Here is a 12708-nt window from a genome sequence, read left to right as displayed (position 1 = left end):
GGACAATATGCAAGGTTTGATGCAAGGCAAACGCGGCCTCATTATGGGGGTCGCGAATAACCACTCACTCGCCTGGGGAATTTCGAAGCAACTCGCAGCACAGGGTGCCGAACTCGCATTCACCTATCAGGGCGATGCACTTGGCAAACGCGTTAAGCCACTGGCCGAACAGGTCGGATCGGATATGGTGCTCCCTTGCGATGTGGAAGACATTGCCTCGGTCGATGCCGTTTTCGCCGAAATCGAGAAGAAATGGGGAAAGCTCGATTTCATCGTTCATGCCATCGGTTTCTCGGACAAGACCGAGCTGAAGGGACGTTACGCAGACGTCACCACACGCGACAATTTCAGCCGTACCATGGTGATCTCTGCCTATTCCTTCACGGAAATGGCACAGCGCGCAGAAAAGCTCATGAAGGACGGCGGCTCGATCCTGACGCTGACCTATGGCGGTTCGACACGCACGATCCCGAACTACAATGTCATGGGCGTTGCAAAAGCAGCCCTTGAAGCCATGGTTCGCTATCTTGCTGCCGATTACGGTCCGCAGGGTATCCGCGTCAACGCGATCTCGGCAGGTCCGGTGCGCACGCTGGCCGGTGCCGGCATTGGCGATGCACGCGCGATTTTCAGCTATCAGCGCCGCAATTCGCCACTACGCCGTACTGTTGATATCGATGATGTTGGCAAATCGGCTGTTTATCTGCTGTCGGATTTGTCGAGCGGTGTAACGGGCGAAATCCATTATGTGGATTCAGGCTACAACATCCTTTCGATGCCAACGCTGGAAGAACTGAAAAGTTCAGCTGACACACGCGGCGAATAAGTCGTACATCGTCTTTTATCTGGTTTGAATGGCGGCTCTAAGGGCCGCCATTTTACGTATAATGGCTGCTGTCGTATCTTTAGAGCGTTTATATTGAATCATTAGAAATGCTCTATCTCTTTGTTTTTTAAGCGTATCTTGTGCCGAAAATCGTTTCACACTTTTCGGGATGCGCTTTAAATTTTCCGCAGTGCCACTTCCTCGATCAGATGATCACTGCCTTTTCGCAGGATAATATCGGCACGAGGGCGGGTGGGAAGAATGTTTTCAAGCAGGTTCTTCATGTTGATGTTGTGCCACAGGCCTTCACCGATCGAACGGGCCGCATCTTCTGAAAGTTGCGAATAGCGATGGAAGAAGGATTGCGGATTAACGAAAGCGGTTTCACGAAGCCGCATGAAGCGATCAATATACCATTTGTGAATCAGCTCGGGCTCTGCATCGATGTAAATCGAGAAGTCGAAGAAGTCGGATACGAAAGGCACCATCTTGCCGTCTTCTGGCAGATCTCGGACCTGAAGCACATTGATGCCCTCAAAGATCAGAATGTCGGGCTTATCGACAATCTGATATTCGCCCGGCAGCACGTCATAGCTTAAATGCGAATAGAGCGGTGCACGCACATGGCTCATGCCTGCCTTGATCGCTGACAGAAAACGCAAGACCGCGCCCACATCATAGCTTTCGGGAAAGCCCTTGCGCTCCATCATGTTCTGATCACGCAGAACCGCGTTGGGGTAGAGGAAGCCATCCGTTGTCACCAGATCGACCTTCGGGCTTGACGGCCAGCGGGCAAGCAGTTCCTTCAGAATACGCGCAGTGGTGGATTTGCCAACCGCAACCGAGCCTGCAATACCAATTATGAAAGGTGTCTTGAAGCTCTCTTCCATATTGAGAAACTGCTGGCGCTGGCGGAAAAGAAGCTGGCTCGCCTCCACATGCGCATAGAGCAGGCGGGACAGCGACAGATAAATGCGCCGCACTTCATCCAGATCAATCGGATCGCCCAGTGAGCGCAGCCGTTTGACTTCTTCGTAGGTGAGGGTGAGGGGGGTGTCGGCGCGAAAGCCTGCCCACTCTTCCGCCGAAAAGAAACGGTAAGGCGAGTAACGCGACGGCGTTAACTGGTCCACTTTTTCCCACATATTGTCGCTGCTCTCCCTCAACGCCAATTCACGTATATCCTGTTTCGTTTGCATTTATGCCTTTGGTCGCCCGGCCTTTTCCTCAAGGCCGCTCTGCGCCGTGCGGCGTTGCAACTCTGCAAGAACGTCTTCAAGCGGCACGTCTGCAATCTTCAAAACCACCAGCAGATGATAAAGCAGATCAGCGCTTTCTGTGACCACTTCCGCGCGATCGCCACTGACTGCGGCAATCACCGTTTCCACGGCTTCTTCACCAAGCTTCTTGGCAGCGCGTGTCTGCCCCTTGGCAAAGAGACTCGCCGTGTAGGACGATCCATCCGTCGAAGTCGCACGTTCCGCAACAATGCGTTCAAGATCGGAAAGGGTGAACTCAGCCATCGAACTTCCTTCGGATTTTATAATTAGCTGACCGGATCCAGCCGCATAGGGATGCCAGCCTCGGCCATATAGCGCTTGGCTTCGCCAATCGTATAAGTGCCAAAGTGGAAGATGGATGCTGCAAGAACTGCCGTCGCATGACCTTCGCGGATGCCATCAACCATGTGATCGAGATTGCCAACGCCGCCCGACGCGATCACCGGAACGCGCACGCTGTCAGCAACAGCGCGCGTCAGGGCCACATCATAGCCAGCCTTGGTGCCATCACGATCCATCGAGGTCAGCAGGATTTCACCCGCACCAAGGCTCACCACCTTCTGCGCAAATTCGACTGCATCAATGCCAGTCGTCTGGCGTCCACCATGGGTAAAGATTTCCCAGCGGTCGCTCTCGCCAGCTCCCGAAACCTTCTTGGCGTCGATGGCCACAACGATGCACTGATCACCAAACTTGTCGGCGGCTTCCGCAACAAATTCCGGGTTCTTCACCGCAGCCGTGTTGATCGAAACCTTGTCGGCCCCGGCGAGCAACAGCTTGCGAATATCAGCGACCTGACGCACGCCACCGCCAACAGTCAGCGGCATGAAACACTGTTCCGCTGTACGGGCGATGACATCGAAAATTGTCTCGCGATTGTCCGAAGACGCCGTGATGTCGAGGAAGCACAATTCGTCGGCACCCGCCGCATCATAGGCACGCGCGGCTTCAACCGGATCACCGGCATCAATCAGATCGACGAAGTTGACGCCCTTGACGACACGGCCATCCTTAACGTCAAGGCAGGGAATTACACGTGCTTTAAGTGTCATGATGCGGCCCTCAAAAGGGATAATGCTTCGGCCGGATCGATGCGACCGTCATAAAGCGCACGGCCAGAAATCGCACCTTCCAGTTTGCGGGCATCGGGAGCGGCGAGGCGCTTAATATCATCCATCGAAGCGAGGCCGCCCGACGCGATTACCGGAATGGAAACGCTGTCGGCGAGGCCAAGTGTGGAATCCCAGTTAATGCCAGCCAGCACGCCGTCGCGGTCGATGTCGGTATAGATAATGGCGGCCACGCCCGCACCTTCAAACTTTTTCGCGAGTTCCACCACGCCAAGCTCGGAAGCCTCGGCCCAGCCTTCAACGGCAACATAGCCGCCCTTAGCATCAATGCCGACTGCAACCTGTCCCGGAAACTCCTTACACGCTTCGATCACCCGCGCCGGATCACGTACAGCAACCGTACCCAAGATCACGCGGCGCAGACCCTTGGAAAGCCAGCTTTCGATATGGGCGAGGGTGCGAATACCGCCGCCAAGCTGAACCGGGTTCTTGGTGGCTTTCAGGATCTCTTCAACTGCCTTGCCGTTGACGCTTTCGCCAGCAAAGGCACCGTTGAGATCGACCACATGCAGCCATTCAAAGCCCTGATCCTCAAAAGCTTTGGCCTGCGCTGCAGGGTCTTCATTGTAAACGGTCGCCTGATCCATGTCGCCAAGCTTGAGGCGCACGCATTGACCGTCTTTCAAATCGATGGCGGGAAAAAGGATCATAGTTTCAAGGCTTCCATTTCAGGAAATTGGCAATAAGCGAAAGGCCAAGCAGCTGGCTCTTTTCAGGATGGAATTGCGTGCCGATCATGTTGTCGCGCCCAACCGTTGCGGTGACATCGCCACCATAGTCGGTGACGGCCAGCACGTCGGCTTTGTTCTTCGCGTCAAACATGTAGGAATGCACGAAATAGGCATGCAAGCCGTTCTCGCCGGTGGCGATACCGTCGAACACCGGATGCGAATGTTTCACGTGAATCCTGTTCCAGCCGATCTGCGGAATCTTGAGCGTCGGATCGGTCGGCGTCATTTCACGCACATCGCCCGCGATCCAGCCGAGACCTGTCGTGACTTCTTTTTCAAGGCCCCGCTCTGACATCAACTGCATGCCCACGCAGATGCCGAGGAAAGGATGCGCCTTTTTCAGAACCACATCTTCCAGTGCTTCAACCATGCCCGGCACGGCATGGAGGCCGCGACGGCAATCGGCATAAGCACCAACGCCCGGCAGAACGATGCGATCGGCGCTTGCCACGCGATCCGCATCTGCTGTCAGTTCGATTTCCGCTTTCACACCGCTCTCATGGGCGGCACGCTCAAAGGCCTTGGTGGCCGAGCGAAGATTGCCGGAACCATAGTCGATAATTGCAACACGCATTTTCAGTTTTCTCCGCGATGACCGACAAATCCGATCGTCGAGCCAAATGAGGAATATGTGGGACGAGGGGGCTGCTGAGCCCATTCGGGTGCTGAGGCTTCAACAGGGGCCGCTTCATCTTCGCTAGAATAGAAATAGCGCATCTCTGCTTCTTCCAGATCGGAAGCATCGATAATGGCTTTTTCAACGAAACCCTGACGTTTGAGTTTGGCGATCTTCCAGTTGGCGCCTTCCAGCGCCACAAACAGCGAAAACAACAAAGTGATCAGCGGAACCGCATTCGAGATACCAAACGCAGAACCTGCCACTCCCAGCAGGATTGTTACGCCAAGAGCGGCGATCGCTTCAAACCACAGCCGCTGCGATAACAGCCAGACGACCGGCAGGATCAGCGCCAATGTGTAGAATCCGTCGCGCACGAAGACAGAGTTTTCAGCACTGTTCGCGCCTTCTTTCTCCAACACGACGAATTGCGCCATTTGCTTATCCCTTCAGCGACCCCTTGGTCGATGGAATTGCATCCTTCTGACGCGGATCGGTTTCGAGCGCTGTGCGTAAAACCCGGGCCACGGCCTTGAAGATCGACTCTGCAATATGGTGATTGTTGGCACCATAATGATTGTTGATATGCAGCGTAATGCCTGCATTCATCGCAAAAGCCTGGAAGAACTCGCGCACCAGCTCGGTGTCGAATGTGCCGATCTTGGCCGTGGTGAAATTCACGTTCCAGACCAGAAATGCACGGCCCGAAACATCGACGGCTGCGCCGGTCAGCGTGTCGTCCATGGCGAGATCCATCGATGCATAACGCACGATGCCGCGACGCTCGCCAAGGGCTTTAGCCACAGCCTGACCGAGCGCAATGCCGGTATCTTCGACTGTGTGGTGATCATCGATATGCAGATCGCCCTTGGCCATCACGCGCATGTCGATGAGCGAATGTCGGGAAAGCTGCTCCAGCATATGATCGAAGAAGCCGACACCAGTTGTAATGTCAAACTTGCCGTTGCCGTCCAGATCGACAGAAACGGCGATGCTCGTTTCCTTGGTTGAACGTTCGATACTTGCTTTGCGGGCGCTTTCAGCCGTCATTGCATTTCCTCAGTTAAAATCTTTTCGCGTTCTAGAACAGCTGGCCGGTTTTGCCAATGCTTTTAGCGCCTGCGCCAATATTCTGGTTTGGTCCCATTTGCATTTTGGCAGATGGTTCTTAAATATTCACAACGAAACCCGATTCAGTTAGCTCTTGAAAGAGCAGAGTAGGGGCTTCGCCCATATCAGGGGCTTATGCGTTTGCCACATGGAAACCTGTAAGCCGCCAAAGGAGTGATCCATGATCGAACACAATCCCACGACAATTTACGGCACGACCATCGTTACCGTTCGCAAGGGTAACAAGGTTGTTATCGCCGGTGACGGGCAGGTCTCGCTCGGCAACACCGTGATGAAGGGCAATGCGCGAAAAGTGCGCCGCATTGGCAAGGGTAACGTGATTGCCGGATTTGCCGGTGCCACCGCTGACGCCTTCACGCTGCTAGAGCGCCTTGAAGCCAAGCTTGAACAATATCCCGATCAGCTCATGCGGGCTTCCGTCGAGCTCGCAAAAGACTGGCGCACCGACCGCTATTTGCGCAAACTCGAAGCCATGATGCTTGTTGCCGACAGCAAGGTGACGCTGGCACTGACCGGAACCGGCGACGTGCTTGAACCGGAGCATGGCGTCATGGCCATCGGATCGGGCGGCAATTATGCGCTGGCGGCAGCGCGTGCTCTGGTCGACACCGATCTGGATGCCGAGGAAATTGCCCGCAAGGCGATGGGCATTGCAGCCGACATTTGCATCTACACCAATCACAGCATTCTGGTTGAAAGCCTCAACGCCGAATGACCGCAACCGTGCAAGCCTCTAAACCACAGCGTTGGGGCTTAGGTGCTCTGATTGTTGTTGCCATTCTCGCGATACAGGCCTTTTGGCTTTATCTCGATGGACGGATTCCCATATGCGAATGCGGCACCATAAAATTATGGTCCGGTTCGCTGATGTCCGAAAACTCGCAGCATATATCCGACTGGTATACGCTCTCGCACATCATTCATGGCTTTCTGTTCTATTGGCTTCTGACAATCATCGCGCCAAAAGCGCCGCTGGGTCTGCGGCTTGCCATGGCAGTTGGCGTTGAAGCCGTCTGGGAACTGGTCGAAAACTCGAACTTCATTATCGAGCGCTATCGCGCCAATACCTCCTCCGTGGACTATTTTGGCGACAGCATCGTGAATTCGGTTTCCGATACGGTTTTCGCAATGATCGGCTTTCTGCTGGCTGCCAAACTACCGACTAAAATCACCGTCGCCATCGCGCTGTTCTTCGAAATTCTGGCGCTTATCATCATTCGCGACAATCTTACGCTCAACGTGATCATGCTGCTGCATCCGTTCGAGTTCATCAGGCAGTGGCAAACCGGGTTATAATCATGAGCAATTTTTCTCCCCGCGAAATCGTCTCCGAGCTTGACCGCTTCATCATCGGCCAGAACGACGCCAAGCGCGCCGTGGCTATCGCTTTACGCAATCGCTGGCGCCGCCAGCAGCTGGAAGGTCAGATGCGCGAAGAGGTGATGCCAAAAAACATTCTGATGATCGGACCGACCGGCGTTGGTAAGACGGAAATCTCCCGTCGTCTTGCCAAGCTAGCCGGTGCGCCATTCATTAAGGTGGAAGCCACCAAGTTTACCGAAGTGGGCTATGTGGGCCGCGACGTCGAGCAAATCATCCGCGATCTGGTTGAAGCGGCAATCGGCCTCGTGCGCGAAAAGAAGCGCGAGGATGTGAAGGCCAAGGCGCATATCAATGCCGAAGAGCGCGTGCTTGACGGTCTGGTTGGCAAAACCGCAAGCCCTGCCACCCGCGACAGTTTCCGCAAGAAGCTGCGTGAAGGCGAGCTTGACGACAAGGAAATCGAAATCGAAGTTGCCGATACAGGCAATGGTCAGAATTTCGAAATTCCAGGCATGCCAGGTGCCAATATCGGCATGATCAATATCGGCGATATTTTCGGCAAGGCGATGGGCGGGCGTACCAAGACGCGCAAAACCACCGTCAAGGAATCCTATGCAATCCTGATCAATGATGAGTCCGACAAACTGCTCGATCAGGACCAGCTCATTCAGGAAGCCCTGCGCTCGACCGAAAATGACGGTATCGTCTTCCTCGACGAAATCGACAAGATCGCAGCACGTGAAGGCGGAATGGGAGCAGGGGTCTCACGCGAAGGCGTACAGCGCGATCTGCTGCCGCTCGTTGAAGGCACCACCGTCGCAACGAAATATGGCCCGGTGAAAACCGATCATATTCTGTTCATCGCATCGGGCGCTTTTCACGTTTCAAAGCCGTCTGACCTTCTGCCGGAATTGCAGGGCCGTTTGCCGATCCGTGTGGAATTGAACGCTCTGACGCGTGAAGATTTCCGCCGGATTCTGACGGAAACCGAAGTGAGCCTCATCAAGCAATATATTGCCTTGATGGCGACGGAAGAGGTGAAGCTCGATATTACCGACGACGCGATTGACGCTTTGGCTGATATTGCAGTCGACCTCAATTCGACAGTTGAGAATATCGGCGCGCGCCGCTTGCAGACAGTTATGGAGCGGGTTCTGGACGATATTTCCTACACCGCGCCTGACAAGGCTGGCTCGGACTTTAAGGTTGACGGCGATTATGTCCGCAAGACTGTCGGCGATCTTGCCCGAAACACAGATCTGTCGCGCTTCATTCTGTAAAAAGATATAACCCGTCTAGTATTGTCTAGGCGGGTTATATTGGGCAATAAATTGTTATTTTATGTATTTTTATTTTAGATATATTTTTAATAATCAATATGAGGCTTTTTTATGAATATTAGAAGTATACTGATAAAATTTTTATCCATAATAACAATTAGTACTCTGGCATATGCAACACCAGCAAGTGCATTAGATTGCAAGGCATTTGGGCAAGACGCCGATAAGTGCTTAAATATTTGTAAGTTCTATGCATGGAACCCTTTGTGGTTTGGAGCATGTCTTTGAATTATGTAAATCAGCGCAAGCGATAGAAAATGTGCAGCGTGTCATCAAAGACACTTCCTGCTCTCATAAATGTGGGCACACTTTTTACCCTCGACTTCGTCGAGGTTTTTTTTTATTTTGCGCCAACTTTTACGCATGATTTACCATATTTGGGGCTTTTTCCGCGCAATGACCAGCCGACTGAACCGTATTGCGGGCATCTGCCTTGCCGTCGCTTTCTCTTGCCAGAGCGCATATGCTGCCGTTTCGGTGCCACCCGGCAACCGCAATGCTGAACAGCCATCCATTCCCGGCGCTTCTGCCAAGCGTACCAAGGAACTCAGCACCACCTATGAAAAGAAATATCAGAAGATTTATAACCTTCTGAAAAAGGATGCATCGTTGCGCTCGAAGATCAAATCGACGGCTTCGGCTTATGGCATTGATCCGATCCATATTGTCGGGGCCATTGTTGGTGAGCACACTTATAATGTCGATGTCTATGATCGTTTACAGACCTATTACGTCAAGGCTATGTCCTATGTGAACCAGGGCGTGAGCTTCGGCTATAATGGCGAGAACATTGGCCAGTTCGTAAAGCGTCCGGAGTTTTCCGAATGCCTCAAGTTCAAAGACAGCTATTCGCTATGGGCTTGCCGCGAGAATATCTGGAACAAGCAGTTCCGCGGCAAATCAGTCGGCGGTAAAAGCTATCCGAACAACCGCTTCAGCGCGGTCTTCTTCCAGCCGTTTTATGCTGGTCAGACTTTCGGCCTCGGACAGATGAACCCCCTCACTGCATTGCAGATGTCGGATATGGTCAATCGCGTTTCCGGCCTGCCAAAACTTGACGCCGAAAACGGCAACACGGTCTATAAAACTATTATGGACCCCGATCTGACGCTGCCATATATTGCAGCCACGCTGAAACAGTCGATCACAGCCTATCGCCAGATTGCGGATTTTGATATTTCCAAAAATCCCGGCCTGACCGCTACGCTCTATAATACAGGTGGGGCGGATTCCCGCGCCCGCGTACTCGCTAACGAAAATGCACAGCGCAAAGCATCGGGTCAGGCGCCTTTGATGCCGCAGGAAAACTATTACGGCTGGCTGGTCAATTCCAAACTCGATGAATTGAAGGCGCTGTTTTAGAATATGCGTTAGGCTAAAGGCTTTAAGCCACGGCGGCGCTTACGCGCCGCTTCGATTTCATCACTCAGATGCTTTATCGTCTCGCGATCTATGATGCGGATGTTGCGCGCCAGCAGATTGGCAAGTTCTGTCGCCTGTGGAGACAGGCCCGACGTGTCGATCACCACACGCGGATGCGACACGGAAGCGAGGTTCTGCAACTCTTCCGCTTCATCCCAGATAATGTTGAAATATGTAATGATGCGTTGCAGCAGATCCCATGTCGGCTGGCCGCGCCGTCCGTGTTCCAGCGCCGAGAGATAGGCCGGCGACACACGCAAAGCTGCGGCCATTTCTTTCTGGGTAACATTGCGTTCGTCACGCAATTCCCGCAAACGCTTGCCAAATGGAGTCATCGGAGAAGACCTCCGTTTTGCGTTTGCTTGCGCAGGCGCACATAAAGCGCACCATGCCCGCCATGATGATGCGCTGCATCTTCATAGGCACTGACGAGAAGCCGGAAGAGCGGCGTCGAGAACCAGTGCGGAACTGCCTGTTTGAGCACGCCTTCACTGCCAAATGAGCGGCCTTTGCCGGTAATCACCATCACGTGCTTCAAGCCGCGTGCATGCGCACCCAGCAAAAAGCCATAGAGCAGTTCATAAGCGTCGTTCTGCGTCAGGCCGTGCAAATCAATCCGCGCTTCAATATCCACACGCCCCTTGGAAATCTTGCGGTGCGTTGGCTTGTCAAATGCGTGGATCGGCATTTCTTTAAGAGCGGTGATTTTCTTTTTAGGCTCAACGGTTTCGGCGACAGGCGAGGGCACCTGTTTCGCTGGCTTCTTCTCTGCCTTCTCCGCCATCAATTCGCTGAAAACCGAAAGCTCTTCAGACTGAAGCTTTTTACCCGCCAAAGGTTTAGCAGTTTTAGCCACCGTTTCCCAGAGAATACGGTCTTCGGGGCGGAGGTAATCTTTATCGGCGTTTTCGTTCTTTGATGCCATGGTTCAGACCACCAAAGCGCGCGGAACAAGCGCATAAAAATCGGCCTGGCTTTTAATACCGCCAGCAATTTCGCCCGCCGCATCACCCGAACCCGCAAAAAGATCGCCGCGCGCCGGGCCGACAATCGCCGTTCCGGTATCCTGTGCGATCATGAGCCGGGAGAAGGGCGCATTGTCGAACGCGATTACGCTTGGCGCATGCACATAAAACGGTGTTCCGAATGTATGCAAAAGCCGGTCGACAGCAATGGAACGCCCTGCCGTCAGCGGAACCTTGGCAGCTGCGATCTGCCCGAGATTCTGGTCATCAACAGGTGCTTCGCGGAAAAAAATGTAAGAACGGTTTTGCCAGATCAAATCATCGGCTTTTTCCGGATGATCCTTCAGCCATTGCCGGATGGTCTGCATGGATATTTGATCGGCAGGAATTTCGCCTTCTGCCACCAGAATACGCCCAATGCCGGTAAAAGGATGACCAGCTTTAGCAGCGTAGGTGATCCGCATAAAGCTGCCATCGATAAGCTTGAGCCTAGCTGCACCCTGCACATGCGCGAAAAATGCATCAACCCGGTCGGCGACATAAGCCAACTCCAGCCCGCGTCCATTCAGACTGCCTTGCTCAATGGCCTGACGATCATCATATTCTTCAACACCATTCGCTGTTTGTCGCGCGAAAGCATAAGACGCGTCCATGCCCACGGGACGATTTTCATCGGTGACTTTTACAAGATCATCAGGCTTTTTGAGAAACGGAACCGTAAAATGCGCATCAGGCGTTCGTGATGCGGCAATTTCCGGCTCGTAGAAAGCTGTCACGAAGCCTTCCGCATCAATACGGCAAGGGACAAAATGCTCTTCAAAAAACGCACGCGCCTGAGCGGTATTGGGATTTGTGAGCGCGCGCGCCGCAGCAAAGGCCGGTTTCAGTGCTTCAAAGCTGATTCCGAGACTACCACTGTTATAGCGATTATGTTCCGCATAATCGGCTGAACGACGAAAGGCCGAAAAGGCTAAAGCCTGATCGTCCTGATACCAGCCGGGACAGTCTGAATAGCTGACCGGTCGTATGATGTTCGCCAGATTATGCACAAGCCGCATCCGTTTATCGCATACTTCAAGGGCCGCTGAATAAGCGGCCCTTGAATCGTAAACTCTCTTTAGTCTTCCGCTTCTGTCGCGACAAGCTTCCAGTTTGGATCGCGCGAACGCGTATCGCGGGCAAAGGTCCAAAGATCGCGAATTTCGACGACATTTTCCTGGTCGCCTTCAACCACTTTACCGTCCTTATCGAAGGTCGCAGATATCATCTGACTGACGATATTGAGCGTCACATGCGCTTCCGAACCCTTCATTTCAGCATTGGCGATATCTGCCTTGTCGATGCCCACGAAGGTCGAACGCACGCTTTCACCACGTGCTTCGCGCTCATCAATAGCTGAAACAAAGCCCTCATAAACTTCCTTGGAGAGAAGATTTTTGAGAACTTTGCGATCACCATCGGCAAAAGACATGACGATCATTTCATAAGCGATCTTCACACCATCAACAAAAGTGTCAGGATTGAAAGACGGGTCTGCTGCCTGAATAGCGCGAAGCCCATCATTGACTGGAGTGCCCGCAGGCGCAATTTTATCGACCGCTGAAAAGTCTTTTTCGCCAGTGCGCTGCGGCAGCGACACAACATTATCGGCCTCCACACCATTGGTCTGTGTGTCAGCACTGCGGTTAGAGGTATAAGGATCAAATGGCGGTTTTTCGTTTCCTGTGCGACGGCCAAGAACATTCCTCAGCTGAAGAAATATTACCACCGCTGCTATGAAGAAAAATATCGTGCCAAAATCAAAAAATTCCATACCGCCTGCCACCAGTTAACGGATAACGACCGCAAATTTTGCTCCCGCCACCAATTTCGTTGCATATATATATAGATCGGCTTGATAGATCATTCAAATCCCGATCACGAATACCTATGTGATAATCTATG

At 53.0% G+C, this 12708-nt stretch carries 16 protein-coding genes; 5 read left to right on the top strand and 11 right to left on the bottom strand.

Annotation, left to right across the window (positions count from 1 at the left end; genetic code table 11):
• The first annotated feature begins 7 nt into the window (after positions 1–7).
• Positions 8–826: an enoyl-ACP reductase FabI gene (gene fabI / locus RI570_RS06170; protein WP_250039353.1), complete on the top strand. Its 819-nt coding sequence runs from the start codon at positions 8–10 to the stop codon at positions 824–826.
• A gap of 176 nt (positions 827–1002) precedes the next feature.
• On the opposite strand, the gene coaA is transcribed toward fabI, so the two are convergent.
• The 7 genes from coaA to hisB are packed head-to-tail and all read right to left on the bottom strand — an operon-like array spanning position 1003 to position 5633.
• Positions 1003–1971 carry a type I pantothenate kinase gene (coaA, locus tag RI570_RS06165; RefSeq protein ID WP_313827522.1) on the bottom strand — a complete coding sequence of 323 codons (969 nt, stop codon included), beginning with the start codon at positions 1969–1971 and terminating at the stop codon, positions 1003–1005.
• A 54-nt stretch (positions 1972–2025) separates the two neighbouring features.
• On the bottom strand, positions 2026–2349 hold the full coding sequence (locus RI570_RS06160) for a phosphoribosyl-ATP diphosphatase (RefSeq protein ID WP_313827521.1): 324 nt from the start codon (positions 2347–2349) through the stop codon (positions 2026–2028).
• Between the two features lie 23 nt (positions 2350–2372).
• Positions 2373–3158 (bottom strand): imidazole glycerol phosphate synthase subunit HisF, encoded by a 786-nt coding sequence (hisF, locus tag RI570_RS06155; RefSeq protein WP_313827520.1) that lies wholly within the window; start codon positions 3156–3158, stop codon positions 2373–2375.
• On the bottom strand, positions 3155–3886 hold the full coding sequence (hisA, locus tag RI570_RS06150) for a 1-(5-phosphoribosyl)-5-[(5-phosphoribosylamino)methylideneamino]imidazole-4-carboxamide isomerase (RefSeq protein ID WP_313827519.1): 732 nt from the start codon (positions 3884–3886) through the stop codon (positions 3155–3157). Before hisA ends, hisF begins: the two co-directional genes overlap by 4 nt.
• 4 nt (positions 3887–3890) lie before the next feature.
• Positions 3891–4541, bottom strand: coding sequence for an imidazole glycerol phosphate synthase subunit HisH (gene hisH, locus RI570_RS06145; RefSeq protein WP_313827518.1), 651 nt, complete (start codon positions 4539–4541; stop codon positions 3891–3893).
• Positions 4542–4543: 2 nt separating this feature from the next.
• Positions 4544–5020 (bottom strand): DUF2628 domain-containing protein, encoded by a 477-nt coding sequence (locus RI570_RS06140; protein ID WP_313827517.1) that lies wholly within the window; start codon positions 5018–5020, stop codon positions 4544–4546.
• 4 nt (positions 5021–5024) lie between these two features.
• On the bottom strand, positions 5025–5633 hold the full coding sequence (gene hisB, locus RI570_RS06135; protein ID WP_007872453.1) for an imidazoleglycerol-phosphate dehydratase HisB: 609 nt from the start codon (positions 5631–5633) through the stop codon (positions 5025–5027).
• A gap of 241 nt (positions 5634–5874) precedes the next feature.
• Here hisB and hslV point away from each other — a divergent pair, with 241 nt between their 5' ends.
• The 4 genes from hslV to RI570_RS06115 all read left to right on the top strand — a co-directional run bounded on the left by hslV (position 5875) and on the right by RI570_RS06115 (position 9739).
• Positions 5875–6429: an ATP-dependent protease subunit HslV gene (hslV, locus tag RI570_RS06130; RefSeq protein WP_310013014.1), complete on the top strand. Its 555-nt coding sequence runs from the start codon at positions 5875–5877 to the stop codon at positions 6427–6429.
• A complete protein-coding gene (locus RI570_RS06125; RefSeq protein ID WP_313827515.1) occupies positions 6426–7010 on the top strand; it encodes a DUF2585 domain-containing protein in 585 nt (194 codons plus the stop codon). The genes hslV and RI570_RS06125 overlap by 4 nt, the downstream gene beginning before the upstream one ends.
• A 2-nt stretch (positions 7011–7012) precedes the next feature.
• On the top strand, positions 7013–8317 hold the full coding sequence (gene hslU, locus RI570_RS06120) for an ATP-dependent protease ATPase subunit HslU (protein WP_313827513.1): 1305 nt from the start codon (positions 7013–7015) through the stop codon (positions 8315–8317).
• A 456-nt stretch (positions 8318–8773) separates the two neighbouring features.
• Positions 8774–9739, top strand: a complete 966-nt coding sequence (locus RI570_RS06115; RefSeq protein WP_313827512.1) for a DUF1402 family protein — start codon at positions 8774–8776, stop codon at positions 9737–9739.
• An 8-nt stretch (positions 9740–9747) separates the two neighbouring features.
• Here RI570_RS06115 and RI570_RS06110 read toward each other — a convergent pair whose 3' ends face one another.
• From RI570_RS06110 to RI570_RS06095, 4 genes are read right to left on the bottom strand one after another with little or no spacing between them, the layout of a single operon-like run.
• Positions 9748–10134 (bottom strand): helix-turn-helix transcriptional regulator, encoded by a 387-nt coding sequence (locus tag RI570_RS06110; RefSeq protein WP_310013022.1) that lies wholly within the window; start codon positions 10132–10134, stop codon positions 9748–9750.
• Entirely contained in the window at positions 10131–10724 is a 594-nt protein-coding gene (locus tag RI570_RS06105; protein WP_313827511.1) for a Smr/MutS family protein, read from the bottom strand. Before RI570_RS06105 ends, RI570_RS06110 begins: the two co-directional genes overlap by 4 nt.
• Before the next feature lie 3 nt (positions 10725–10727).
• On the bottom strand, positions 10728–11822 hold the full coding sequence (locus RI570_RS06100) for a murein transglycosylase A (RefSeq protein ID WP_313827510.1): 1095 nt from the start codon (positions 11820–11822) through the stop codon (positions 10728–10730).
• 59 nt (positions 11823–11881) lie between these two features.
• Positions 11882–12577: a Tim44/TimA family putative adaptor protein gene (locus RI570_RS06095; RefSeq protein ID WP_313827509.1), complete on the bottom strand. Its 696-nt coding sequence runs from the start codon at positions 12575–12577 to the stop codon at positions 11882–11884.
• Between the last annotated feature and the right edge of the window lie 131 nt (positions 12578–12708).

The organism is Brucella pseudogrignonensis, from assembly GCF_032190615.1.
GTDB classification, from domain to species: Bacteria; Pseudomonadota; Alphaproteobacteria; order Rhizobiales; family Rhizobiaceae; genus Brucella; species Brucella pseudogrignonensis_B.
This window is presented reverse-complemented; position numbering and strand designations above follow the sequence as displayed.